This is a genomic window from Bradyrhizobium quebecense, assembly GCF_013373795.3.
Taxonomy (GTDB): Bacteria; Pseudomonadota; Alphaproteobacteria; order Rhizobiales; family Xanthobacteraceae; genus Bradyrhizobium; species Bradyrhizobium quebecense.
The window spans coordinates 3223651-3248549 of record NZ_CP088022.1 but is presented as its reverse complement, the minus strand read 5'-3'; the positions used below and the strand labels follow the sequence as shown (position 1 = coordinate 3248549).

Below are 24899 nucleotides of genomic sequence, written 5' to 3'. Positions count from 1 at the left end.
GCCGACGATATCGGGCGACGGTTGCCATGGCGCACAATCACGACCACGACCATGACCACAGCGGTCATTCTCACGGACATTCCCACGCCGGGCATTCCCATGCCGGGCACAGCCACGCGCCGGACAGTTTCGGTACGGCCTTTGCGGTCGGCGCGTCGCTGAACACTGCCTTCGTCATCGCCGAGCTGATCTTCGGCTATTCCGCCAACTCGCTGGCGCTGGTCTCCGACGCTGTTCACAATCTCTCCGATGTCATCGCGCTGCTGCTGGCCTGGGGCGGGGCGTGGCTGGCCGGCAGGCGCCCGACCGACACCCACACCTATGGCTATCGTCGTGCCTCGATCCTGGTGGCGTTGTTCAATGCCGGGCTGCTGTTGATCGCGGTCGGCGGCATCGCGGTCGAGGCGATCAACCGCTTCCGCGAGCCGGCCGAGGTCGCAAGCTGGACCGTGGTCTGGGTCGCGGCGCTCGGCATCCTGATCAATGGCGGCACGGCGCTGCTGTTCATGCGCGGCCGCGACAGCGACCTCAATGTGCGCGGCGCCTATCTGCACATGGCGGCGGACGCCGGCGTCTCGTTCGGCGTCGTGATCGCCGCGCTGCTGATCATGGCGACCGGCTGGCAGTGGCTCGATCCGGCGATCAGCCTCGTCATTGCCGTGGTGGTGCTGCTGAGCGGCTGGGAGCTTGCCCGCGACAGCGTCAACCTCGCGCTCGACGCGGTGCCGAGGGGCATCGATCTCAAGCAGGTGAGGGACTATCTCGGCGCGCTCGAGGGCGTCACCGAGGTGCACGACCTGCACATCTGGGCGATGAGCACGAGCGAGACGGCGTTGACCGCACACCTGGTGCGGCCCGGCGGACATGACGATGTCTTCCTGCATCGCGTCTGCGCCGAGCTGTCGGAGCGATTCAGCATCCACCACGCGACGCTGCAGGTCGAGATCAGCAGCGAGACCTGCCGGCTGGCCCCGGCGGAAATGGTCTAGCCCGCGGCGAGATTCACTCGCGTTCAATTGATCGGTCGACCCACGTCCGCGTCTTCCACGGCCGCCGATGAGGCGGCACATTGCGGCCGCGCGCGTTGAGCGGGCGCGATCAACGGAGGGCAACGTGAAGAAGGCAATCGGTCTTGCGATGTTGCTGTGGCTCGTGGGCGCCGTGCCGCAGGCAGACGCCCAGCCGGCGAAAACAGGCGTCGAGCGGCTCTACATCCTCAACTGCGGCGAAGGCGTTGCCGGCGACATTTCACGCTGGTCGCCCGGCGTCAATGAAGGCAAGTCGATGGATTTCGTCGACAATTGCTATCTGATCAAGCACGCGCAGGGCTGGTTCCTGTGGGACACCGGCATTCCCGACGCGGTCGCGGCGACGCCGAACGGCCTTGCGCCTGCCGATCCCAAGGCGGTGACCTGGCGGCGGCCGAAGACGCTGGCCGCGCAGCTCGACCAGCTCGGGGTGAAGCCGTCGGACATCAAGGCGATCGCCGTCTCGCATACCCATCCCGATCACATCGGCAATGTCGAGCTGTTCCCGGCCGCGATGCTGTATGTGCAGAAGGCGGAGTATGAATGGCCCGGTGCCAACAACGCGCCGCGCTTCAAGCCGGAGCATCCCGTCACGAAACTCGAGGGCGATCGCGATGTGTTCGGCGACGGCAGCGTCATTATCCTGTCGACGCCGGGCCACACGCCCGGCCACCAGTCGCTGCTGGTGAAGTTGCCGAAGACCGGCGCGGTCGTGCTGACCGGCGATGCGGTCCACTTCAGGGACAATTGGGACAATCGGCGCGTGCCGAGCCTGAACGCCAGCAAGGAGCAGACGCTGGCCTCGATGCAGAAGATCGCCGACACTCTGACGAAGGAGAAGGCGCAGCTCTGGATCAACCACGACAAGGCCCAGCGCGACGGGCTGAAGCTGTCGCCGGACTTTTATGATTGAGCGGCTTCGGGACCGCGCGCTTTCGCCCAGCCCCGACCGGCCTGATCAGTTGTGCGGGGCGGACGGCGCGGTCACCGACGGGGCGGGCGCGTGCTTCGGCTTCATCGTGCCGGCGTAGAACGACAGCGCGTAGACCAGGATGATGCCGGCCAGATAGACCCCATAGGATTGCGGCGGGGTGATCGCCCACTGCATGAGGCGTCGGATCGGGTTCGGCTGGCCGGCGTGGTTATCCATGCGCCCTTTTGCGCGAAGGCCGGGGCAAAGGGAAGCGGAATCGCCGGCATTCGGTGGCGTCGTTCCGCCCGAAAATGGTGAGGCGCGGCGGCCTTGCAATGCTGGACTGGCGTCCGCATCTGTCACGCGACGACCAGCCCTTCCTCCCGCACCAATTGCCCGGCATAATCCTACGTATGGAACTGACGCCCCGTTTGCGCCTGATGAATTGGCTGGTCCGCCAGGGTCTGACCGGCCTGCCGGAAAACGACCTGCTGCGCGGCTTCTGCGAGCGCTGCCGGGCCGCCGGCATGCCGCTGTCGCGGGCGATCGTCTTCATCGACACCCTGCATCCGATCTTCGAGGGCCGCGGCTTCCGCTGGAACGACGGCGAGAGCAACGAGGCCGACATCTTCGAATACGGCTCGACCAGCAGCGGCGAGGCCAGCCAGAACTGGCGGCGGTCGGCGTTCCATCACATGCTCGAAAACGGCCATGACGAGATGGTGATCGATCTCAACGGCTCGCACGATTTTTCGATGATCGGCGACCTCGCCGAGAAGGGCCACAAGCATTTCGCCGCGTTCGTGCACCGCTTCGGCGAGGCCGGCACGATCGGCGAGATGGACTGCTTCTACTCCTACTACACCACCCGCCGTTCGGACGGCTTCGACGAGAACCATATGTCGGCGCTGCGCGACCTGGTGCCGGTGCTCGGGCTCGCGATCAAGTCGGCCGCCCAGGTCGAGATCGCCCGCACGCTCGGACGGGTCTATCTCGGCCGCGAGACGGCGGAGCAGGTGCTGCGCGGGCGCATGCAGCGCGGCATCACCGAGAAGATCAAGGCCGTGCTGTGGTATTCCGACGTGCGCGGCTCGACCGCGATCAGCGAGCGCATCGGCCCGGACGAGATCATTCCGTTCCTCAACGACTACGCGCAGGCCTCGATCGATGCGATCCATGATGCCGGTGGCGAGGTGCTGAAACTGATCGGCGACGGCGTGCTGGCGATGTTCACCAGCGAGAACATGGCAAGCGCCAGGCGCGCGGCGTTGCGCGCCGAGTACAGATTCCGCCATAACATCCGCGTGCTGAACGATCGCCGCGAGAACGAGGGCCGGCCGACCACCACGGCCTATGTCGGCCTCCATGTCGGTGAGGTCTTCTATGGCAATATCGGCAGCGAGGACCGGCTGGACTTCACGGTGGTCGGGCCCGCCGTCAACGAGGTCAGCCGGATCGCCTCGATGTGCGCTTCGGTCGACCGCGAACTGCTGACCTCGACCGATTTCCGCACCGGCATCGACGCCGCCGGCCGCAACTATCTGGTCTCCACCGGCCGCTTCGTCTTGCGCGGCATCAGCCATGCCCAGGATCTCTATACGCTGGATCCGGCCGTTACCGTCGACGAGGTCGTCGGCGGCAAATATGAACGGTACCTGGCGAGCTGATCTCTCTCCCCGTCATTGCGAGGAGCACAGCGACGAAGCAATCCATGTCCCCACAAGCGGGGGAATGGATTGCTTCGCTTCGCTCGCAATGACGTTGAGGGGCGGTTCAGCAGCGCGCGGGTTCGCCGACCATGTCGGGCTGACGCCTGAGCGACACTGCGGGCGACATCAGGATTACCAGCGCCTGGGCAGCGAAGATCGCGGCCGCGAGGTAGAGGCAGGCTTCAGCGCCGTAGAGGCCACCGACGACGGCGCCGAGCGCGGAGCCGAGCGGGCGGGCGCCGTAGCTCATGATATTGATCGCGGAGACGCGGCCGAGCAGCGACGGCGGCGTCACCGATTGCCGCAGCGTGGTGGTCGAGATCACCCACAGGATCGGGCCGACACCGAGCAGGAAAAAGCCGAGGCCCGCGAGCAGCGGCGTCGCAATCCAGGTGGTCAGCGCCATCACGAGTGAGGCCACGAGACCGGTGACCGGGCCGAGCCCGATCACGGTGCCGAACGCCAGCCGCTTCATCACGCGGGTTGCGAACAGCGCGCCGACCACCATGCCGACCCCGTACATCGCGAGCGTCGTACCGACGCCGGTCGCGCTGAGCCCGAGATGGCGCACCGCATACGGCACGAACACGGCGAGCAGCAGGAAGGACGCAGTGTTGAAGATGAACTGGGTGATGAACACCGGCCGCAGCAAGGCGTGATGCATCACGAAGGCAGCGCCTTCCTTGATGTCCTGCATCGGATGACGTCGCGGGGCAGGCCGGCGTGCCGGCTCGTAGATGCCGGCGAGCAGCACGACCGCGATCGCCGACAGCGCCGCGGCAAAGCCGAATGCCGGCGCAGCGCCGACCCAGCCGACCAGCACGCCGCCGAGCGCGGGTCCGCTGGCGAAAGCGACGGTGCGCGCAAGTTCGATACGGGCATTCGCGGCCGGTAATTGCTGCGAGGTCACCAGCGACGGGACGAGCGCAGGTGCTGCGACGCTGTAGGCAACCGTGCCGCAGACTGCGATGAAGCCGAGCAAAGCGAGCAGCGGCAAGGTCATCGCGCCGAACCACAACAACAGCAGGATCGCGGCGAGGGCGGCGGCGCGCAGCGCCTCGGAGCCCGCCATCACCCAGCGCCGCGACACGCGGTCAGCCAGCAGGCCTGCGGGAATCGCAAACAGGATGAACGGCAGCGTCAGCGCGGTCTGCAACAGGCCGGTCTGGCCTTCGCCGACGCCGAGCACCAGCACGGCGACGATGGGCGCGGCCGCAAGCGCAATCTGCTCGGCCGATTGCGCGGCGAGGTTGGACCAGGCCAGGCGGTTGAAGGTGGCGGGCAGGCGCGGCGTATCGGCGGACATGGCAGAATCCTCAGGGAAATTCGATCTGGCCATAGTGTGTGGTTGGAAGACGCCCGATCCCACCCGTTTCCCGACAACGCCAAAAACAAAGCCCGCCGTGAGAGGCGGGCTTTTCGTTGGACAACGAAATTCGCTCTGCAACCGCATCGGACGTACGTTCCCGCTTGCGGGGGAGGGTTAGGGTGGGGGTCTATCCGCGAGTCGCATCGTGGAGAGCGCGCCCACCCGGATCGCATCTTCGATGCGATCCGACCTCCCCCGCAAGCGGGAGAGGTGAAGCGCATCTGCCGTCAGACCGCTTCACAGCGGTTTGGCAGCCGGAGTAAGTTGGCCGCTGATGGTCCCGACCAGAGCGGTTGGCGCGCTTTCGACGCTCACTGCCGGTGTTTCGGCGACCTCCGTCTTGCGCTGCGCCAGCGCGCTGGTCAGGCTGGTGAGCGCGTCGGGGCCGGCCGGGAAGCCTGCCTCCGCGAGGATCTTGTCGATCATCGGCTTGAACGCCGAAACCGACAGCAATTGCGCGGCGAGGCCGTCGCCGAGCCCGAGGCCGCCATTGCCGTTGGCATGGCCGTTGGCGCCGCCGCGGCCGAGCATGCTGCCGGTGTCGAAGATCCGGATGTCGGAGATCTTCTCGATCGGCTTCACCGCCTCGGCGAGCGCGCTCGGGATCACGTTGATCCGCGCGAGGTTGAGATCGTAGGCGATCATGTCGGCGCTCAGCTTGTTACGCGCTTCCGCCTTCAAGGTTGCGACCTCGGCTTCCGCCTGGCCGAGCGCCTTGACGCCGGCGGCGCGGGTGGTGGCGGCGTTGGCGTCGGCTTTCGCCAGCACGTTGGTGGCCTCGGCCTTGTTGGCCGCAGCCTGTTTTTCGGCTTCCGCCATAACGGTGATCGGCATTGCGTTGGTCTCGGCAACCTTGCGCGCCGCGATCACGTTGATGATCTTGTCGCGCTCGGCGACCTCGGTGGCGCGGGCGGTGGTGACCTTTTCCTCGGCTGCAATCGCAAGTGCGCGTGCGGTCTCGGCGATGGTCTGGGCTTCCGACTGCTCCTTGCTCTTGGTCGCGACCGCGATCGCGGCCTCCTGCGCCACGATCTGCAGCTCGCGGTCGGTTTCGGTGGTGCGGCGCTTCACGGCGAGATCGGCCTCGATCTTGCGGGTATCGCGGGCCTGGTTGGCCTCGGTCTGCTTGTTGGCGACCGCGAGCTCCTGCTGGATGCGGTATTCGGCTTCGTTCTGCAACGCGGTCTGTTCGACCTGCGCCGTCTGCGCGCGCATCGCGGCGGTCTTGTTGGCGATGTCGCGCTGCTGTGCCAGCTCGGCCTCGCGCTTGGTGCTCTCGATCGTCAGCGTGGTTTGCCGCGCCACCAGGTCCTGTTGCGCGATATTGACCTCGGTGGTGCGGACGATCTGGTTGCGCTCCTGCTCACGCTCCTTGGTGATCTTGGTCAACGTGGTGAGGCCGTGCGCGTCGAAGAAATTGCTCGGGTTGAAATGCTTGATGTCGCTCTGGTCGAGCCGCGTCAGCGACACCGACTCGAGCTCGAGACCGTTGTTCTGGATGTCGGCGCCGACCGCGTCCTGCACCGCCTTGACGAAGGTCGCGCGCTGCTCCTGCAATTCCTCGAGGTTCATGGTCGCGGCGACCGAGCGCAGGCCGTCGACGAACTTGGCCTCGACCAGCTCGCGGAGCTCGGCCGCGTCATTGGTGCGGTTGCCGAGCGTCTGCGCGGCCAGCGCGATCGACGAAGAGTCGGGTTTGACGCGCAGATAGAACTCGGCGCCGATATCGACACGCATGCGGTCCTTGGTGATCAGCGAGTCCGGGCCACCACGCGCGACCTCGAGCCGCAGCGTCTTCAGGTTCACCGCGGCGGTGGAGTGGAAGATCGGCAGCACGAGCGAGCCGCCGTCGAGCACCACCTTCTGACCGCCGAGGCCGGTGCGCACATAGGCCTCATCGCGCGTCGAGCGCTTGTAGAGTTTTGCGAAAAGCAGGCCAATGACGAGGATAGCGAGGACGCCAATGGCGACGGGTACAGCAAGTTCCCACATATGTTATGCCCTGTTGGAAGATTGTTGTTGTTCAATGAGGTCGGAAGGAGCGGCGATCGCAATGAATCCTTTGGCATCGCGGTCGACCAGCAACACGCTGGCGCCGACCGGCAATGCCTCGGACTCTGCGCTGGCCCGCGCCGACACGGTGTGCCAGTTGCCGAAGACATCCTTGAGACGGACCCTGCCGGGGAGGCCCTGATCGAGCGGGCCGACCGACACGGTTGCGACCTTGCCGACAAAGTCGCTGTCGTTGACCGCATAGCTCTCGTCGCGCGGAATGATGTGGGCGAGGCCGCGGCTCGCATTTCTGATGACAGGGATGCTGCCGGCGGCGGCAATCACGGCGGCAATCGAGACAGGAATGGCGGTGCCTGCGGCATGCGCCAGTCCCTGAAGCAGGAAGCCTCCGATCGAGAATATGCCAAGTATCAGGATGATCAGGATCAGGAGGGGAAGCCGCCCGGCGTTGATCCAGAGAAACAGGCCACTGAGAGCGTTGTGGCTCTCGGCCTCGACCGCGAAATCCTTGCCGACGAGTTCGCTGATCGAAAGTCCGACCATGGTGGTCAGCAGCTCGATACCGCCAAGTGCCACCATGATCGCAGCCGCGACCGCGAAGGGCCGTACGTCCGGGGCGAGCAGAATGTCGCCAACTGCACTCATTTTTCTGACTTGATCCTTTCAAGCCGCGCCGCGATTTCCTTTTCGCGGTGCAGGCGATCGAGTTCGTCAAGCTCCTTGTCGCCGAGCACGCTGGAGGCGGGGACACCGGTGACCCGGGCGATCGCCGCCATGGCGCGTTCGGCACTCAATGTATTGGTCGTCGATGGGCCCCGGCTGGTTTCGTCCTTGGCCTCGCGGATCAGACTTTGTTCGAGATCGGCTAATCGCGCCTCTGCCTCGCGGCGCGCGCCGAGCATGGCTTGCAGCGCCTTGGTCTGCTCGTCGATCTCGAGCTCGATGAAATCCATCGCGCGTTCCAGCGCGATCACCTGCGACTCCAGGTCAATTTGCCGTGCGACACCGGCGCGCGCGAGATCCTCGCGACTTTCCGCAAGTGCGTGACGGATCTTCTCGTTGAGGTTCGCCGTTTCGGTATCCAGTTCTTCGCGCCGCCTCTTCAAGCGGAATTCCTCGGCGCGCGACTTGCCGAGCGCGTAGCGCGCTTCGTCGGCGCCGGCGTCGATCTCGCGGATCGCCTGCTTGACCAGCGCGACCTTGTTGTTGCTCTCGACGTTGTCGATGGTCTGGCTTGCGATGGCGGCAAGAAGCCGGCCCATGCGCGCAAGGATGCCTTCGTGAAGCATGGTCTTCTCCTCCGGTTGTGCTGATTTCGATTTGACGGCGATGTGGATTTCGTAGCCGCGTCCATCCGAGATCAAATGCGCCGGGAAGGGGCTTTCCCAGCCCGAGACATATCCCGGCACGTCGAACGGCACCAAGACGCGTCCGCTGACAGTGCTAATGGTCAGTGAAGTTGGGCCCTTGATCGCAAACAACTTGTCGTCGAGCGGTATCCGGCGGACGGCGGCGCCTGCGATGTAGTTGGCGCGGTCGCGCAGGCCGAGCGTCACCAGCCGTGCGGGCAGGCCGGTCTCCTTGCGGATCTTCTCGTAGGCCTGGGCGTGCAGCGAGACCAGGTTGGCGCCGACCGGCGCGACCTCGGCCAGGATCGCCATCATCCGGTCATAGGCCGCAAAGGTCGCCTCGATCGCCTCGATGCCCGACGGGTCAGGGGCGAGGGCGTAGCGCAGCGTTGCGGTTGGCATCTCGACGGGCAGCTTGATCATGCATCCAACGTAAAGCACTTCCTCAGTACTTTACAAGGCGGGCAGTCGGTATCATTTTCGTGAGCCTAGATGCAGTTGCAAATGAGTTGCAATAACGGGAAGGATCGGTCATGCTTTACGGATGGACGCTCGCACCCCTGAAATGTCTCCTGTTTCTGTTGCCGATACCGTGCCAGATGGCTGGCGGGGCGACGCCGGGCATGCGCGCAGCCTGCCCGAGGTGAACGCGACCGTTGCGGTGCCGAGCACAGGCGTGTGGTGGCGGCGGCTGCTGGCCTTCGCGGGGCCGGGCTATCTGGTCTCGGTCGGCTATATGGACCCCGGCAATTGGGCGACCGATCTCGCGGGCGGATCGAAGTTTGGCTACACGCTGCTGTCGGTCATCTTACTCTCCAACCTGATGGCGATCCTGCTGCAGGCGCTTTCGGCCCGGCTTGGCATCGCCACCGACTGCGACTTGGCGCAGGCCTGCCGGGCGACCTATTCGCGGCCGGTGAATTTGCTGCTGTGGCTCGCCTGCGAGGCCGCGATCATCGCCTGCGACCTCGCCGAGGTGATCGGCACCGCGATCGCGCTCAAGCTATTGTTCGGCATTCCCCTGATCGGCGGCGCGCTGCTTGCGGCGCTCGATGCATTCCTGCTGCTGCTCCTGATGAACCGCGGCTTCCGTTTCCTCGAGGCCTTCGTGATCGGGCTCCTGATAGTCATCGCGGTCTGCTTCGTGGTCCAGATCGCCGCCGCCGCGCCGCCGATTGCCGGCGTGATCGGCGGCTTCATGCCCTCGCGCGAGATCGTCACCAATCCGGAGATGCTCTACATCGCGATCGGCATCATCGGCGCCACCGTGATGCCGCATAACCTCTATCTGCACTCCTCGATCGTGCAGACCCGTGCCTATCCGCGCACCGAGGAGGGCCGGCGCGATGCGATCAAATGGGCGACCACCGACTCCACCATCGCCCTGATGCTGGCGCTGTTCGTCAACGCCGCGATCCTGGTGCTGGCGGCCGCGACCTTCCACAAGAGCGGCCACTCTGATGTCGCCGAGATTGATCAGGCCTTCGAGCTGCTGTCGCCGCTGCTCGGGCTCGGAATTGCCTCGACGCTGTTCGCCGTGGCGCTGCTGGCATCGGGCCTCAACTCGACGGTGACGGCGACGCTGGCCGGCCAGATTGTGATGCAGGGCTTTCTCGATTTACGGCTGCCGGACTGGCTGCAGCGGCTGGTGACGCGCGGCATCGCGATCGTTCCGGTCATCGTGGTCGCCGCGGTCTATGGCGAGAGCGGCACCGCGCAGCTGCTGGTGTTCAGCCAGGTCGTGCTGTCGATGCAGCTGCCGTTCGCGGTGATCCCGCTGGTGCGCTTCGTGTCCGACAAGCGCAAGATGGGTGCGTTCGCGATTTCGCGCCCCGTTGCGGTGGCAGCATGGATCGTCGCCGGCCTGATCGTGATCCTAAACGTGAAGCTGCTGATCGATACGATCTTCGGCACCTAGAGCGCCTGACTGAAGATGCGCTAGTCCTGCGGCTCGGCCAGCGCCTCGCCTGACGCGTCGACGCGCAGCCAGCCCGACGGCGCGAGTCGCTGCTGCGGCAGGAAGCGGCCCTTGTAGTCCATCTTCTTGGAGCCCTCGATCCAGTAGCCGAGATAGACGTAGGGCAGGCCCTGCCGGCGGGCGCGGGCGATGTGGTCGAGGATCATGAAGGTGCCGAGCGAGCGGGCCTCAAGCCCCGGCTCGAAGAACGAATAGACCATCGACAGCCCGTCGCTGAGCACGTCGGTCAGCGCCACCGCCATCAGCTCGTCGCCGCGGCCGGTGATGGCGCTGTCGGCATTGCGCTTGCGGTACTCGATGATCCGGGTCTCGACATGGCTGTCCTCGACCATCATCGCGTAGTCCAGCACGGTCATGTCGGCCATGCCGCCGTTGCGGTGGCGGCGGTCGAGATAGGCGCGGAAGACCGAATATTGCTCGGAGGTCGGCACCGCCGTGCGCTGCTCGCCGATGATGTCGGCGTTGCGGGCCAGCACCTTGCGGAAGTTGCGGGAGGGGCGGAATTCGTTGGCGACCACCCGGACCGAGACGCAGGCCCGGCAGGCGTCGCAGGCCGGGCGATAGGCGATCGACTGGCTTCGGCGGAAGCCGCCATGGGTCAGCAAGTCGTTGAGATCGCCCGCTTTGTCGCCAACCAGATGCGTAAAAACCTTCCGCTCATGCCGGCCCGGCAGATAGGGGCAGGGTGAGGGCGCCGTCAGATAGAACTGGGGGGTATCACGCGAGTGCTGGGTCACGTCTGATCGTCGGGCTCCACATACAATACAGGCAGCCGAGTTAGCATCGCCCCCCGGAGGCTAACGGTCAATTGGTTTAGGCGGGCCTAATAAGAGGCCCGCGCGGCCGGGGTGACCTGGGTCCGGACCGAGCTGTTGATCATGACGGTTCCGAGGATGATGTCGTGCAGCAGCCGGCGGCGGCCGTTGAGGAGTCCGACCAGCAGCACCAGCGGCGACAGGAACGAGATCGTCACCCAGAACAGCACCGCGTGGGTGGCGCCGAGCACGAAATAGCCGCGCGCGCCGTACCAGGTGCGCAGTTCCAGATCCATCATGCGCATGCCAAGCGTGGCCGAGTGCTGCCCGCCGATCGAGGCGCCGTAATAGACAATGGCCCAGACGATCGAAGCGGGCGACACCAGCCAGAACAGCGCCCAGCCGAGGCCGAGCGTGACGATGCCGAAGATCGCGATGAAGACCACCGCCAGGATCACCGGCACCGACAGCACGAAGAGGTCGATCAGGAACGCGAACACCCGCCGCGTCAGCACGCCGCGGAACAGTTCCGGCTGCATCAACGGATCGAACGCATGCGGGGGAACGCCGCCGTCGTTGCGCCAGGCTTCCCTGCGCCAGGTGCCACCGTCATTGCCGTAGGACATGACCAACCTCCGATGAAAGTCCCGGGCAGACATGGGAGCACGAGGCGCGCCTGCCAAGTCCGCGCGAACATTAACTAGCCGAAATATTCCGGCGATTCGGCGGCCGGACGCGCCCGCCTCGGTGTTGGCTGCAGATTGTGTGACGGCGGGGGACATATGGGCACACGGATCGGGTTGCGCTGCCGCTGTGGCGAGGTTCGAGGCGTGGTCACGAACGCCGCGCCGACGGCCGCCAATCGCGTCGTCTGCTACTGCGACGACTGCCAGGCGTTCATGCATCGGGTTGGCCGGGCCGACCTGCTCGATGTCCACGGCGGGACCGACATCGTCCAGGTCGCCCCGGCGTCGCTCAGTTTCGTGCAGGGGCATGACAAGATCGCCGGGCTGCGGCTGACGCCCAAAGGGCTGTACCGATGGCACACCACCTGCTGCAATTCGCCGGTGGGCAACTCGCTGACACCTGCCGTCCCGTTCGTCGGAATCGTGGCGCAGGCCTTCGACGGCGGCGCGGTGCGCGTGGACGACGTGTTCGGCAAGCCAACCGGCGCAATCCTCGGCAAATATGCGATCGGCGAAGCTCCGAAAGGATCGACCGGCTTCAACCTGCCGCTGATCCTGCGTGATCGGCAAGGTGTTGGGCTGGCGCCTGCACGGGAAGGCCTGGCCGCATCCGTTCTTCAAGCGCGAGACAAATGAGCCGATCTACCCGCTGAGGGTGCTGTCGCAGGACGAGCGCGAGGCGCTGCGCCCGCTCTGCGGTCCACGTCCAGCCGCGTCGGCTGGACCCGTGTAGCGCCCTTACGATTCCGCCTTGATCTTCTCGGCGGCCCGCGGCGCGAAATAGGTCAGGATGCCGTCGGCGCCGGCGCGCTTGAAGCCGACCAGGCTCTCCATCATCGCGCGCTCGCCGTCGATCCAGCCATTGGCGGCGGCGCCTGCGATCATCGCGTATTCGCCCGACACTTGGTACACGAAGGTCGGCATCGCGAAATGGTCCTTCACGCGGCGGACGATGTCGAGATAGGGCATGCCCGGCTTCACCATCACCATGTCGGCGCCCTCGGCGATGTCGAGCTCCACCTCGCGCAGCGCCTCGTCGGAATTGGCGCTGTCCATCTGATAGGTGCGCTTGTCGCCGGTCAGCGTCTTGGCCGAGCCGATCGCGTCGCGGAACGGGCCGTAGAAGGCCGAGGCATATTTCGCCGCATAGGACATGATCTGGACGTCGCCGAAGCCGTTGTCGTCGAGCGCCTCGCGGATCGCGCCGATCCGGCCATCCATCATGTCCGACGGCGCGATCACGTCGCAGCCGGCCTCGGCTTGGGTCAGCGCCTGCTTGACCAGCACCGCGACCGTCTCGTCGTTGAGGATCTTGCCGCCCTCGATCAGCCCGTCATGGCCGTGGCTGGTGAAGGGATCGAGCGCGACGTCGCAGAGCACGCCGATATCGGGAAACTCCTTCTTGATCGCGCGCACCGCCTGGCAGACCAGATTGTCGGGGTTGAGGGCCTCCGAGCCTTGCTCGTCGCGCAGGGCCGGCTCGGTGAAAGGGAACAGCGCGATGCAGGGGATGTTGAGTTTTGCGGCGCGCTCGGCGTCGCGGACGATCTGGTCGACGGTGAGCCGCTCGACGCCGGGCATCGAGGCCACCGGCGTGCGGGCGTTGTGGCCATCGACCACGAACATCGGCCAGATCAGGTCGTCCGTGGTCAGCACGTTCTCGCGCACCAGGCGGCGGGCCCATTCGGACTTGCGATTGCGGCGCATCCGGATCGTAAGGTCGAGCGAGGGGGAGGCGAGGGCATCAGTCTGGCGCCGCGGCGTATCGCGCAGTTCGATCGGGCGCCCGAATTTGATCGCCATGTCTTGTTCTCCTCGACGGACGGCTGGTCTGGACTTGATATAAGCCCGCTTTTATCACCTGTCAGGGGCGCCGTCATTGCGCCGCTATTGCACCCCTGTTGCATTCTTGGCGCCCTTGATTTGCCGCAACGGCGATTGATTTTGGGCCCCCGGCGGGCCAAGACTGCGCCATGAACCCCATTTTGCAGCCGCCATGCGGCGATTCGGATGTCTGAGACCTCTGCACGCGATCAGGCGCGGGACAACGCCATCTCGGTGAGCGCGATCTCGTCCGACCGGATCGAGCCGGACGAGAATGCGTGGACGCGGCGCCTCGTCATCTTCCTGCGCATCATGGCCGTCGTCTCGGTCGCCAAGGGCCTCTATCACTGGGCCCAGGTGACGGGCTTCGTCGGCGGTGAGGAGGAGGCCTTCGAGAACCAGTCGATGGCCTGGCAGACCGCCACGATCTATTTCGCCGTCATCGAGCTTGTCGCCGCCGTCGGGCTCTGGCTCGCGACGCCGTGGGGCGCTGTGGTCTGGCTGACCACTGTGGTGTCCATGGCGGTCATCGAGCTGATGTTTCCGGGCATCTACGGCGGCAGCCTCACCGTGGTCGGGCTCGAGGCCGCGATGCTCGCGGCCTATCTGGCGCTCGCCTGGATGTCGGCCCGCGAACGCCCGCCATAGGCCCGCGCGCCGTGATGGCTTGATGCACTGTGGCCTGGCTGCGACAGCGCGGCGATTAGCTCACGGTGACTGGCAATATATCGCAGTCGTGCGCGCAACGAGAAGACAGCGTCGCTGGTTCTGCTAGGTGGATGCCGTAGATCGCATCCCCATTTAAGGCGTCCCATCGCGGCAGCGCCTTTGCGGGACCTGCCGTCGGGACCCATTTCACCGGATCTCGGCGCGTGTGCCGGCCGGCTTTGCGCGGGCCGACGGCGGAACCGATCTGGCCGCGGCGACGAACGGGGACCGCTTGCGCGCGCCACGCGCGTCCCGCCCCGATGCACTCCCATAAAATTTTCGAAGAATTTTCCGGTAACCGATCGGTCACCGTAAAGGGTTCCCTCATACCCGTTACGCCACCGTTTCGAATTCGGACGCTGCTGTTTCCGAATGTGACAGGTGAGGCACACGAAGCGTGAACAGGGGCCCGCCACCGTCAATGAACAGTTGCGAAAAGTCCTTGATCCATGGGCTTAATCCACGATTCACTGTCTTAAATTCATGATCTCTTTATTCTCTTATTTAAGCGGATATTCAAACGGCCCCCTTACGTTGGACCTATCAGGCGGGACACAAGTTTCGTCGAAATAAAGTCGATAAAAACGACAAACAGGGGAAGTGTCATGATGAAAGCCGTTGCGACAACGGCGGCGGATGCCGCTGATCGCGCTACCGGTCAAGCTCCGGTGCAGCCGCTCTATCTCGAAGCCCTGACTTTGGTGGAGCGGCTGCATCGCCGGCTCCTCGACGTCATCAAGGACGAATTCGATCGTCGTGGTCGCGCCGACATCAACTCGGTGCAGGCGCTGCTCCTCTACAATATCGGTGACAAGGAACTGACCGCCGGCGAGCTGCGCACGCGCGGCTACTATCTCGGCTCCAACGTCTCCTACAATCTGAAGAAGCTCGTCGAGCTCGGCTTCCTCGATCACCAGCGCTCGCGCGTCGATCGTCGCTCGGTCCGCATCCGTCTGACCCCGCAGGGCCAGGAAGTGCGCAAGATCGTCGATGCGCTCTATCAGAAGCACGTCAAGACGGTCGAGCAGGTCGGAGGCATCTCGAACGAGGAGTTCGCGAGCCTCAACAAGTCGCTGCACCGCCTCGAGCGCTTCTGGACCGACCAGATCCTGTATCGCCTCTGAGCCTTCCTCTTCTTGCCTGATAGCCAAGCCGGCCGCTTGAGAAGACCGGCAGCCTCCCTCCAGTCAACGCATCGGTCATGCCCGGCCGATGCGTTTTTCATGCTGCACCTGCGAAAATAAATAGGTCCCGGCGAGGAACCAAGCCGTTTCCCGCGCTTTATCCCCTCTCCCAACGGAGAGGCAGGGATATGCTGGTCGAACGCGGGATTGAGGTGCTGAATGTCGAGGTCGTCGGTGACGCCTACGCGATCGCCTCGAATTATCTGCGCAAATCCGGCGCCATTCCCGACACTTTCGCCACCAATGAGCGCCTGCTCGGCATCGTCGTGAAGCTGTTCCAGCGCGGTGAGCTGAACCGACTCCGCCTCGCCAACAAGGCGATCGCGAAGTTCGAGGCCGAGACGCTGGTGGTCGCCTGAGCGTCAACCCGGAGACATCAATGGAAGCCGCGATCGATCGGATCATGCAGACGTATGATCTGCTGCTCAACCGCACGTCCGCTGCAAGCGACGAAGCACGGGCGAAGGTGACAGAGTACGTGCAGACGCTGTTCGAGGCGGGCGAGCGCGATACGCATCGATTGACCGTGTGCGGGCTGACCTATCTGCGCCAGCTCGACGGCAGCACCGACCATGTGAAGGCCGGGTTTACCGGGCTGTAGGGCGTACTTTTTGTCGTCCCTGCGAGATTCAATTGTCAAACAGCCACTCGGTGTCATCACCCGCCCATGCGGGTGATCCAGCATTCCAGAGACGCCTGTGCTTGAGCCGAGAGGCCGCGGCGCACTGGATCGCCCGGTCGATGACAGTGTCGGTGGGGACGTAGCTTCGTATTCTCGCGACACGAATTGTCCGAGTCTTGCTCTTCGTTTCGCCCTCTCTTGAACAGAGGGCGCAGGGAAAGCCGGGTGCCGATCGCACCCATGGGCCCCGAGCAATGGGTAGAAAGCTCGGGGGTAGGACCACAGGTGTAACCGGAGCAATCCGGCTTTCCCTGCGCGATGGGTTACGGCTTATTTCGTGCTCTCCCCGGCGAGACTGGGCTTGCTTCTCACCGCCTTCACAAGACGCGTCAGCGCTTTGTGAAAAGACACCTGCCGCTAGGGCGTCAGGACCACACGACTTCACCGTCCGCATCACGCGCATTCGTCGACTGCGCGATCAGCGTCCACCGCATCTCACCGCAACACCCGTGACGATGCGCAGCGCCCCTCGATCGGGTGAGATGGGCAAACCATACACTGAGTTATATTTCGGATAAAGCGAATTATTTTTACGCGAGGCGGTTGACAGGTTTTTGCTGAGTGCCCGTCGGGTCGTTTGCCGCACGTCGCGGGGAGGCGGTGCCGTGCAAGCACGCGGCCTGGTTTGTGCGGCTCTCGGTGTGTCCCGGAAACGCCGCCGGCCTGGTTCCGTCGCCGGAACACCGTACTGATCCGGATTTCATCGCAAGCCAGGATGGCCGTAATACAACTCTGCCGGCACTACCTTTATTTACAGAGCATTTCTTAACTTTTGAGTTTTTACAGATCCATTCCAACCGGCAGAAAAGGACCGTCCATGTGACGGTCCTTTTCGATTGGATTGCTCACCGCAGCAGAAGCCACGCCACGCTGGCAAGCAGGCCCATCAGCGACACCACCGCCGCGCAGACAAAGGCAAGCTCCACGCCGTCGAAATGGTGATGGTTGCGGTGATGGTTCGCCTGCATCGTCGCCCTCCTAGATGGGCGTCCGTTGACCTGGGGACATCAGCCATTCCGACATGTGCGCGGTGGCTTCATTATGCTGCGCTCGCTGGAGTAGCGCGTCACGGTCTCGACCAGCGGGAAGTTGCCCGGCACGGTCGCGAAGTTCTTTCGCTCCCTGCGTGAGCCGGATTTCGAGCGCATCGGCTTGCTTCACGCGGCCGCGGATTTGTCCCATGCATTTTCCCTTTATCGGTTCCTGCCCGGAACAAGAGCCCAATTGTCGGGACACCGTAAGGTTCCAAGCTCAAAGCTCCTTCAGCAGCCAATTCCATTGCTCCAATGCGTGCGGGAAGAGCGTTGCCGCGCGTCGGCGCCCACCGGCAATCCCGTTCACCTGACCCCGGTTCGAGATCCGGCGGTTGTCCTCACGCCAGGTGGACCGCGGCGCGGATCGGGGGAGATACGCACCGGCGATGTGGCGGTGAGCTCCGGTCCCGGCCCGTCGCAGGCGGGGAAGGTATTCTTCAGCCATGTCAATGCTCGTGCCATCGAGGCTGTGTGCCTCCTGATGGTTGATTCCCTTGATCTCGAAACGCTCATGTCGGTTATCCCATGATGCCGCTTCCTCGGCATGCACAACCGTCCCTTCGCGATGCGAGCGCGAATGAATGAAGCGGCCCAGCTTTTCGAATTGAAAATTGCCGGGACGGAATTTTCTCCGCGCTCCCGACTATGACAGACAACTCTGTGCTCGCCGTTCTGGTTCCTGGCAAAGCGACGGTCGATGCGGTCCGCCGTCATATTGGCGGGCTTCGCGCCGCCGCTTCGAAGTCAAAACTGAAATGGTGCGACCGAAACGGACAATTTTCCGTCGGTTGATTTTTGCGCGGTGAATTCCACCTCTTTTGACGCCCTGACGTCGCCGACGGATACCGAAATCCCGCCGCTGCACTGCAGGGTTCGCTTGTCCTTGCTCGTCGAAGTCGTGACGATTCTTTCACCGAGCAGGTATTGTGGCTGAAAGTCTTGCGGATCGGGCTTGGCCGTCGACTCCCTGGCGGCGTAGTTGACCAGCGGATTGCGATGGTCATCGGCAATGGCCTGGAGCACGGCCTTTCGGGTGTCGATCGAATCGCACGCGAGCTGATCGCCACAACCGCTCAGAACAAGCAGAAGCGCAAAACCCATGAGCGAAAGCAGTCGTGACGACATGACAATACTTTGTGCGTGGATGGATGGATGCTTTCCGACTACCGACCCGGAGGAGCATGGTTCCTGCGCGCCCTCTTGAGCGCGCGGCCGCCCCACTGCCGGACGACGGCTTTGCCCGGTCTGAAGAGGAAGACGGAGAGCTACCGGAGCCTCGCCTGACCAGTCTGGCCTTTGGCGAGGTCGCTCACGAGCCGCCCGAGCAGCGGGCGAGGGACACATATCCAAACCGATCGACACCCGGCACAGCCGCTGATCCCCGACGGTCCGTGGCCCTTGTTCTGTCGAGGAACCAACGAAAATCGACAGAGTAGACTCGCAGCTCCCGGCCTTTGCCCCCAAGCCCTCCGGGAGTAGCGATCCCCGGCGCTGTGAAACCTCCGGCGCCCGGGGATCGTTGGTTTGCGGATCAAGCAAGCAATCTTGAAACCGAAACACGTCCAAGGGTTGGTGGGTTGGTCGGTTGTCGCGTGTTCGTTGCCTTCCGCTAGCGATATCGTCATCAACGCGGGGAATCCGGCTTCACTGCCTCTTGTTCGCCCGGCTGCGGCGAAGTTCGAGGTGCAAGCAAAAACCCCAGCGCGGGAATGCGCCGGGGCTCGTGTTTCCGCTTTGCTCGTCAACCTGCGTGATCGGCAATGCATCGCCGAGCAGACGGACTTTCGGTGTTACTTGTTCTCAGGGATCCAGGTCGTACTGGCCCGATCGTACTTGAAGCCCGGTGCAGCCTTCAGGCTGTCCTTGGTCTCGTCGAGCGTGAGCCACCACTTGTCGTCCTTCTTTTGCGATTTGACGGCCGTGTACGGCACGATCACGTCCTTCTCGCCGGCGCCGAGAAAGCCGCCGACGCCGACGACGAGGCCGGTCACCTTGCCCGCCTTGTCGACAAGCACGTCGTCGATCGTCCCGATCTTGGATTCCTTCCGATCATAGACATTCTGCTTGTAATAGTTGGTGATGGTCCAGCTGTCCGTCGGGGCGGCGGGCAACGTGGTCGCCGCATGCGCGGCGGTAGCGAACGCCGCAGCCAAGATGCAGCCGATAGCAAACTTTTTCATAAGAGAAACTCCTCGCCTTCAGTGGAGATGGCCGACCAGGCAGACGTCACCGCCCAGGATGACGACTGCCGGCTCGGCCCAAAGGATGGTGACTGGCGTGCTCAGCGCCTGTCAGTCGGACGTGCAGATCTTGACGCTCTTCATGCCGGTCTCGGCCTCGGAGCGTGTCTTGTAGATGGTGCCCGACGGGCTGACGACGGTGGTCGTCGTGTCGACCGGCTTCTGATCGACGACCGTGCACTTCTTCGTCTTCACGTCTTGCACGACGTAGAATTCGTCCGCTGCAAATGCAGGCGTGACAAAAGCGGCAAGCAACGCTGCCGCGACAATCGTTTTAATGTTCATGTTCTCTCCTCCAATGCCGTATCTATCGGCGGAGGTGGAACGGGAAGAACTAGCAATGGTTCCTAGAGCTGAACCACCGGCAGTACCGTGCTGCGCGCCGCGCTGCCGCGACGGAATTTTTTGATCGAGGCGCGGCGATATGCAGCACGGCTTGGTCGCGCCGTCGGGCTTGCCGAAGGCTGTGGCGAATGGTCGCTAAGAACGCGCAGACGCGAGCTCGGCGCGCGATTCCAAAACCCGAGGGACCGCGCGTTTCGATCGGCGATGCGACCACGCGACTGGACGCGGCCGGCGATCGGCAAGCCGCGTCTGAAAATCCAGGAGGAAGCCCGATGATCTCGTCCCACATGCGCCTGTTCGGCGCGGTCGTCGCGCTGTTGCTTGGGGCGAACGGTCCGGCGCCCGCGCAGCAGCTCGAGCTCAAGCTGATGGCGCCCGCAGCGCCCGGCGGCGGCTGGGACCAGACCGCACGTTCGATGCAGCAGGCGCTGGTCGCCGCCGGTGTCGCGCGCAGCGTCCAGGTCGCCAACGTGCCCGGCGCCGGCGGCAGCCTCGGCATCGCGCAGTTCGTCAACGGCGCCAAGGGCGCCGGCAACCAGATGATGGTGAACGGCTTCGTCATGGTGGGCGCGCTCGCCATGAACAAGTCGCCGGTGACGCTGGACCAGGTGACGCCTCGCGCCGGCATCACGCCGAGGAGAAGCTCGAGCCGGTGCGCGGCTCGCTGTGGATGACGCGGGAGAATTGGCGGCGCTCGTGGAAGCCGTGGCTGCGTGGCACGCTGTTCGGCTTTCCGATCGGGGCGCTGCCGGCCGGTGGCGCGGAGATCCCGACCTTCCTGTCTTATTCAACCGAGCGGCGGCTGACCAAACATCCGGAGGAATTCGGCAAGGGCGCGATCGAGGGCGTCGCGGGACCCGAAGCCGCCAACAACGCGTCCGCCGCGGGCACGCTGGTGCCGCTGTTGACGCTTGGGCTGCCGACCTCGGCCACCGCGGCAATGATGCTTGCGGCCTTCCAGCAATACGGGCTCAATCCGGGGCCGCTATTGTTCGCGGAGCGGCCCGATTTGGTGTGGGGCCTGATCGCGAGCCTGTTCATCGCCAACGGCATGCCTGCTGGTGCTCAATCTGCCGCTGGTCGGGCTGTGGGTGCGGCTGCTCGCGATCCCGCAGCCATGGCTCTATGCCGGGATCCTGGTGTTCGCGACCATGGGCACGATCGCGGCGAAGCCGTCGGTCGTCGAGCTGTCGATGCTGGCGGCGTTCGGCGTGATGGGCTTTTTGCTGCGGCGCTTCGATTTCCCGATCGCGCCCGTCGTCATCGGATTGATCCTCGGGCCGATCGCGGAAAGCCAGTTGCGCCGCGCGCTGGCGATCAGCCTCGGCGATCCCATGGTGCTGCTGCAAAGCCCGATGTCGGCTGTGCTGCTCGGCATCGCGCTGATCGCGCTGCTTGCACCGTTCGTGCTTAGGGGACTGGGGCGATTCAAGGCGAATGAGGACTAGGCAAGTTGCTTCAATGCTGCCTAGTCAGCAAGAGGTCGGAAACATCCTGCAGGTGAATGCCGGGATGCAGGGTTCCGAGCAGCCCGACAATGACGATGATTCCCAGTCCGAGTGTTGTCTCGATCGCACTGTTACGGATCAGTTGACGAAGGGCGACAGACGATTGCTCGCTTTCGATGGCGGCGAACTGCGGCGTCAAGCGAAAGCGGTTGACCGCCGCGAACACGAGCATCGCGGCGAAGATCGCTATCTTGAGCATCAGCAGCCGCCCATATTCGGTGGCGACGAGCCCATGTAGCGAGCCGACCAGAATGGCGGCGTTGACAACGCCGCTGAGCAGGATGGTGGCCACGCTGACGATGCCGAGTATCGAAAACCGTTCGGTGGCATCGCGGACCAGCGACATGCTCTCATGGACCTTGGGAGTGGCCAAGAAGGTGATCAGTGACACCAGACCACCGATCCAGGCTGCAGCAGCAACACTGTGCAACGCATCCGCTGCGAGATGCAGATAGCCGGTCGGACCAATGGTTGAGGCGGCGTGGCCGGTCCAGGCAAGACTGCCGGCAAGTCCGATCGCTGCAGCCAGCCCCAGCCATTGTGCGACCACCGCGCGGTCTGAGATGAGGCAGGCCGCCAGGCAGATCGCAAGACCTGCGCGGATGATTGTCATCTCACCGAACTGGGTTTCGTTGATGACGGTTGATAGGATGTCGGCGGTCAAAGCGTCGATGAGCGGTATTCCGCTCATCGACGCCGCCTGCAGCAGAAGCCAAATCGCGCCCGAGATCACCGCGAGGGCAAGACAGGCCCAGATATGTCGTCGCGTCCGGCTACGAAACGCAAGCGTCGCCGCGGTGTGGTTGTGCAAGACCGGCATGGCGATCAGGCGGCCGAAAACAACGCTTCCGACCGCTAACGCCGTTGCCGCGAAGTGCACGGCGCGCGTCGCGATCAACGGCACTCCTGCTGCGGACCAATCCATTGCGACCAAACTCTACTGGCCAACCTGGAAGGTGTAGTTCCCCTCGGTCGTGTGGGTGTCTACGGAAAGCACGTGCCAATTGACGTGATAGGTCCCAGCACCGTCGCCCTTTAGCGAGACCGACATCTGGTTGCCGTTCACGCGCGCCTTTCCAGCATTGACCCGCTGCCCGGAAGGACCGGTGACTGTCACTGAACTGAATGCGGCTTCCAGCTTCTGGCTAAAGGTGAGCGTCACCTCGCGCGGCGGGCTCGCCACCTTGTTGCCGACGCGCGGCTCGGCATGATCGAGAAAGGCGTGGGCGTCTGCCTTGCCGGCCGCAAGCGACAGCAAGAGCGCGATGATCAGGGATGAGCGTCGCATGATCAATTCCTCGCAAACGGGCGGGCGGGCTGGACCGGACCGCCAAAGATCGGCCTGCCGATGCCCCGGGGATCGATATCGTCGAGATAAAGATGGAGCTGACCAATCACTCCAACACGAGTGCCGCTCTGCCGATTGATCGGGATTAGCGCCTCGACGCCGAGCTGATAGGTGTTTCCGACCCAGAGAACGCCGGGGTTGATGGTTCCGGTCGTCATCGTGCCCGACGTCAACGTGTTTCCGACCGGGGTCTGCAGCGTCGCCTCAACAAGCGGGATCATGCGATTGATAAAATCCGGCGGACCGAGATCGACAACCGCGGATTTCAGATAGGGCATGCTGTACTGGATCGTGGCGCCCCAGTTCAGCACCCTTGGATGAAACTCAGTATCGGAGGTCAAATCACCAGTATCGGGATCGACCCCGAAGGTCGTGGTGGATGACCTACCGGGAATGGCGTAGCCAACCTGTCCGGTGACCGCGACGGGGCGCAGCCATGACAACGTGTCGGGCAGGTCGCCGAAGCCTTTGCCGAAATAGAGGGTCGGCGTGTAGGTGTTGAACGGATCGGCGCCGACGCTGCCGGCGCCGGTGCCGCCCCATTCGACGCTCAGCCCTACCGACATAACGAATTCATGCTCGGCGTCCTTGAAGACACGATACTTGAAGGTGGTGTCGACGTTCTGGAAGCCATGGGCGCCGGTTCCGGTCGGTCCACCAAGTGGATGGAGAAAGCTGTACGTTGATCCAATGGAGATCGCGAAAGCCTCGGTGATCCGCTTGGAAAACTCGCCGGAGAAGTCGCGCTGCCGGAACGACGGATCATCGCCGGTGTGGAAGCTGGATACGGTGGGCAGTGAGAGTTCGTCGTTCACGCCGGGATCGTCGATGCCGAGCGTGGCCGGAAAGAAGCGGTTGCCGACGATTTCGTGGGCGTTGCTGCAAGAAAGTGGAACAAGCGCGACGGCGACGCCAGATATGGCTGCGCGCGCATGACGGATGAACATGGGAATCTCCGCGGGCGTTGATGTGTAAAGGTCTCAGCGGCCGGTGGCCGCGCGGCTTTACGACAGAAACGGCGGAGCGCGCGCCTGGGCCTCGGAAGCGGCTCTTGGACCGGAGAGGCGCGGCGCGAAATCCTGCCAGGTGACCTGGCTCGTCACGCGATCGACCGCGATCGCGGCTGATGTCTGCGGCGAAGTGATCGGTGCGCCGGTCTGCAGCACGCTGCAGGCGGCGCAGCAGCCTTCGTGCGCGCGGTGACCGATCTGATCGTCCTGGTCGGTCGCTTGTACCGCGCCGCCGTGGCACATGACCGCGCCTGCAAGCGGATCTGCGGCCGCAAGAGTCGCCGCCCAGCAAGCGCCGATCGGTGCAAAGATCTGCACCAGCAGGGCAACCAGAACTAGAGGTAGAAATCTCTTCAGCTGTCGGCGCATCGGTCCACCTGCGACAATCTATCGCAAGGGAGGGCTGCCGTCGAGCCAAGTGACAATGGAGGGAGGAGGGTTGACGATTTAATGGAGTGTGTTGTGCGTCGGCAACGGCGTGCATACGCGCTGCGGTACGGCCTGAGGCGGGATCAGTCTGATGAGCCGATTTGTTTTCAGGAGGGCTGGCCGCATTCATTGCGGCCTGTGCGCTTGTCCTCAATGTCGTGCTGTCGGGCGTCCCGGTCGCCAGCGTATCGCCTGTGGCTGCGGGAGTCAGCGTGAGAATCCGACCTGCGGCGATAGCGCCTTGGTTCTGCGGCGCGATGCCCGCCTCGTCGAGCCCTGTAGCAACACCGCCAACATTTGTGTGATGGGGAAATATCCGGGCTCCGATCTCGGTCTTCCTTTCAGCAACGTACACATGCCTCGCCCGCGCGAGGCGCTATCAAGGCGGCTGAACGATGAAGATGATCTACCTTCTGGCGGCGCTCATGCTGGCGCCATCTCTTGCGACTCAGGCCTTTGCTCATGCGCGAACCGGCAAAGGCAGCGATCGAACGCATGTCGGCACAGGACCGACAATCGGCAACGGACTGCAAGGATACGGGATCGTCGGTCGTCAGATCGCGGCTCCGCCGTGGAGTTCGGCCTGCATGAACGACACAGGCTCACGACAATGCGACGAGCCCATGTGGGTCTATGGCAGCCCCGACTATGTCGCGCAGTTCAGGAGTGCATTCTGACGTCGCCCCGCGGCGGCCGGTGCGACGGGCTCGGATGCCCTTGGGTTGCCACGGGAAATCTTCGCCAGCTAAAAGGCCCGCTCCGGGGCTCGCAATTCGGAGCGGGCCAG

General features: G+C 64.0%; 27 protein-coding genes and 2 pseudogenes. 12 read left to right on the top strand and 17 right to left on the bottom strand.

The annotated features are described in order from the left end of the window. The first annotated feature begins 26 nt into the window (after positions 1–26). Positions 27–989, top strand: coding sequence for a cation diffusion facilitator family transporter (locus HU230_RS15670; RefSeq protein WP_176530908.1), 963 nt, complete (start codon positions 27–29; stop codon positions 987–989). 148 nt (positions 990–1137) lie between these two features. Next, positions 1138–1941, top strand: a complete 804-nt coding sequence (locus tag HU230_RS15665) for an N-acyl homoserine lactonase family protein (RefSeq protein WP_176535006.1) — start codon at positions 1138–1140, stop codon at positions 1939–1941. A gap of 45 nt (positions 1942–1986) precedes the next feature. On the opposite strand, the gene HU230_RS15660 is transcribed toward HU230_RS15665, so the two are convergent. After that, on the bottom strand, positions 1987–2178 hold the full coding sequence (locus HU230_RS15660) for a hypothetical protein (protein ID WP_176530909.1): 192 nt from the start codon (positions 2176–2178) through the stop codon (positions 1987–1989). A 176-nt stretch (positions 2179–2354) separates the two neighbouring features. Between HU230_RS15660 and HU230_RS15655 the strand changes: the two genes are divergently transcribed. Continuing rightward, complete coding sequence (locus tag HU230_RS15655; RefSeq protein ID WP_176530910.1) at positions 2355–3608, top strand: adenylate/guanylate cyclase domain-containing protein; 1254 nt, start codon at positions 2355–2357, stop codon at positions 3606–3608. Positions 3609–3714: 106 nt separating this feature from the next. On the opposite strand, the gene HU230_RS15650 is transcribed toward HU230_RS15655, so the two are convergent. From HU230_RS15650 to HU230_RS15635, 4 genes are all read right to left on the bottom strand, one after another. Further along, positions 3715–4956, bottom strand: coding sequence for an MFS transporter (locus HU230_RS15650; protein WP_176530911.1), 1242 nt, complete (start codon positions 4954–4956; stop codon positions 3715–3717). A 300-nt stretch (positions 4957–5256) separates the two neighbouring features. After that, positions 5257–7011, bottom strand: coding sequence for a flotillin family protein (locus HU230_RS15645; RefSeq protein WP_176530912.1), 1755 nt, complete (start codon positions 7009–7011; stop codon positions 5257–5259). Between the two features lie 3 nt (positions 7012–7014). Further along, positions 7015–7677, bottom strand: coding sequence for an OB-fold-containig protein (locus tag HU230_RS15640; protein WP_176530913.1), 663 nt, complete (start codon positions 7675–7677; stop codon positions 7015–7017). Then, positions 7674–8804, bottom strand: a complete 1131-nt coding sequence (locus HU230_RS15635; RefSeq protein ID WP_176530914.1) for a PspA/IM30 family protein — start codon at positions 8802–8804, stop codon at positions 7674–7676. Before HU230_RS15635 ends, HU230_RS15640 begins: the two co-directional genes overlap by 4 nt. Before the next feature lie 121 nt (positions 8805–8925). On the opposite strand from HU230_RS15635, the gene HU230_RS15630 reads away from it, so the two are divergent. Continuing rightward, positions 8926–10299 (top strand): Nramp family divalent metal transporter, encoded by a 1374-nt coding sequence (locus HU230_RS15630; protein WP_176530915.1) that lies wholly within the window; start codon positions 8926–8928, stop codon positions 10297–10299. A gap of 20 nt (positions 10300–10319) precedes the next feature. Here HU230_RS15630 and HU230_RS15625 read toward each other — a convergent pair whose 3' ends face one another. Together HU230_RS15625 and HU230_RS15620 are read right to left on the bottom strand one after the other, a co-directional pair. Then, positions 10320–11096: an arginyltransferase gene (locus HU230_RS15625; protein WP_092114746.1), complete on the bottom strand. Its 777-nt coding sequence runs from the start codon at positions 11094–11096 to the stop codon at positions 10320–10322. Between the two features lie 86 nt (positions 11097–11182). Continuing rightward, positions 11183–11740, bottom strand: coding sequence for an RDD family protein (locus HU230_RS15620; protein ID WP_176530916.1), 558 nt, complete (start codon positions 11738–11740; stop codon positions 11183–11185). A 204-nt stretch (positions 11741–11944) separates the two neighbouring features. Between HU230_RS15620 and HU230_RS15615 the strand changes: the two genes are divergently transcribed. Further along, positions 11945–12436: a DUF6151 family protein gene (locus HU230_RS15615; RefSeq protein WP_210284225.1), complete on the top strand. Its 492-nt coding sequence runs from the start codon at positions 11945–11947 to the stop codon at positions 12434–12436. Between the two features lie 102 nt (positions 12437–12538). Here the strand turns inward: HU230_RS15615 and hemB are convergent, their stop codons facing one another. Continuing rightward, on the bottom strand, positions 12539–13603 hold the full coding sequence (gene hemB, locus HU230_RS15610; RefSeq protein WP_176530917.1) for a porphobilinogen synthase: 1065 nt from the start codon (positions 13601–13603) through the stop codon (positions 12539–12541). A 207-nt stretch (positions 13604–13810) separates the two neighbouring features. Here hemB and HU230_RS15605 point away from each other — a divergent pair, with 207 nt between their 5' ends. The 4 genes from HU230_RS15605 to HU230_RS15590 all read left to right on the top strand — a co-directional run bounded on the left by HU230_RS15605 (position 13811) and on the right by HU230_RS15590 (position 16117). Further along, positions 13811–14272, top strand: coding sequence for a DUF6163 family protein (locus tag HU230_RS15605; RefSeq protein WP_176530918.1), 462 nt, complete (start codon positions 13811–13813; stop codon positions 14270–14272). Between the two features lie 665 nt (positions 14273–14937). Further along, positions 14938–15456 (top strand): transcriptional regulator LdtR, encoded by a 519-nt coding sequence (ldtR, locus tag HU230_RS15600; RefSeq protein WP_018271925.1) that lies wholly within the window; start codon positions 14938–14940, stop codon positions 15454–15456. A gap of 188 nt (positions 15457–15644) precedes the next feature. Then, positions 15645–15875: a hypothetical protein gene (locus HU230_RS15595; RefSeq protein ID WP_176530919.1), complete on the top strand. Its 231-nt coding sequence runs from the start codon at positions 15645–15647 to the stop codon at positions 15873–15875. A gap of 20 nt (positions 15876–15895) precedes the next feature. Beyond that, a complete protein-coding gene (locus tag HU230_RS15590) occupies positions 15896–16117 on the top strand; it encodes a hypothetical protein (RefSeq protein WP_092114742.1) in 222 nt (73 codons plus the stop codon). 926 nt (positions 16118–17043) lie between these two features. On the opposite strand, the gene HU230_RS43635 is transcribed toward HU230_RS15590, so the two are convergent. The 5 genes from HU230_RS43635 to HU230_RS15570 form a co-directional block, all read right to left on the bottom strand. Beyond that, complete coding sequence (locus tag HU230_RS43635; protein WP_275948955.1) at positions 17044–17166, bottom strand: hypothetical protein; 123 nt, start codon at positions 17164–17166, stop codon at positions 17044–17046. Positions 17167–17449: 283 nt separating this feature from the next. Then, positions 17450–17782, bottom strand: a complete 333-nt coding sequence (locus HU230_RS44075) for a transposase (protein WP_176530920.1) — start codon at positions 17780–17782, stop codon at positions 17450–17452. A 194-nt stretch (positions 17783–17976) separates the two neighbouring features. Then, entirely contained in the window at positions 17977–18357 is a 381-nt protein-coding gene (locus HU230_RS15580) for a hypothetical protein (protein WP_176530921.1), read from the bottom strand. Between the two features lie 665 nt (positions 18358–19022). Continuing rightward, entirely contained in the window at positions 19023–19412 is a 390-nt protein-coding gene (locus HU230_RS15575; RefSeq protein WP_176530922.1) for a PRC-barrel domain-containing protein, read from the bottom strand. A gap of 111 nt (positions 19413–19523) precedes the next feature. Further along, positions 19524–19757: a hypothetical protein gene (locus HU230_RS15570; RefSeq protein ID WP_176530923.1), complete on the bottom strand. Its 234-nt coding sequence runs from the start codon at positions 19755–19757 to the stop codon at positions 19524–19526. A 332-nt stretch (positions 19758–20089) separates the two neighbouring features. Between HU230_RS15570 and HU230_RS15565 the strand changes: the two are divergent. Beyond that, positions 20090–20449, top strand: a pseudogene (locus HU230_RS15565) (tripartite tricarboxylate transporter substrate binding protein); the annotation flags it as partial. Beyond that, positions 20431–21265: pseudogene (locus tag HU230_RS15560) on the top strand (tripartite tricarboxylate transporter permease); the annotation flags it as partial. The pseudogenes HU230_RS15565 and HU230_RS15560, both read left to right, overlap by 19 nt. A gap of 10 nt (positions 21266–21275) precedes the next feature. Here the strand turns inward: HU230_RS15560 and copD are convergent. Genes copD through HU230_RS15540 form a run of 4 tightly spaced genes read right to left on the bottom strand, consistent with a single transcriptional unit; the run spans position 21276 to position 24052 of the window. Further along, complete coding sequence (gene copD / locus HU230_RS15555; RefSeq protein WP_224944168.1) at positions 21276–22229, bottom strand: copper homeostasis membrane protein CopD; 954 nt, start codon at positions 22227–22229, stop codon at positions 21276–21278. 33 nt (positions 22230–22262) lie between these two features. Next, on the bottom strand, positions 22263–22613 hold the full coding sequence (locus HU230_RS15550) for a copper resistance CopC family protein (RefSeq protein WP_176530925.1): 351 nt from the start codon (positions 22611–22613) through the stop codon (positions 22263–22265). 2 nt (positions 22614–22615) lie between these two features. Beyond that, the gene (locus HU230_RS15545; protein ID WP_176530926.1) at positions 22616–23620 is read right to left on the bottom strand and encodes a hypothetical protein; all 1005 of its coding nucleotides are present in this window, start codon (positions 23618–23620) and stop codon (positions 22616–22618) included. Positions 23621–23677: 57 nt separating this feature from the next. Continuing rightward, the gene (locus HU230_RS15540) at positions 23678–24052 is read right to left on the bottom strand and encodes a DUF2946 family protein (RefSeq protein ID WP_176530927.1); all 375 of its coding nucleotides are present in this window, start codon (positions 24050–24052) and stop codon (positions 23678–23680) included. Between the two features lie 455 nt (positions 24053–24507). Here HU230_RS15540 and HU230_RS15535 point away from each other — a divergent pair, with 455 nt between their 5' ends. After that, positions 24508–24789 carry a hypothetical protein gene (locus HU230_RS15535; RefSeq protein ID WP_176530928.1) on the top strand — a complete coding sequence of 94 codons (282 nt, stop codon included), beginning with the start codon at positions 24508–24510 and terminating at the stop codon, positions 24787–24789. The last annotated feature ends 110 nt before the right edge of the window (positions 24790–24899 follow it).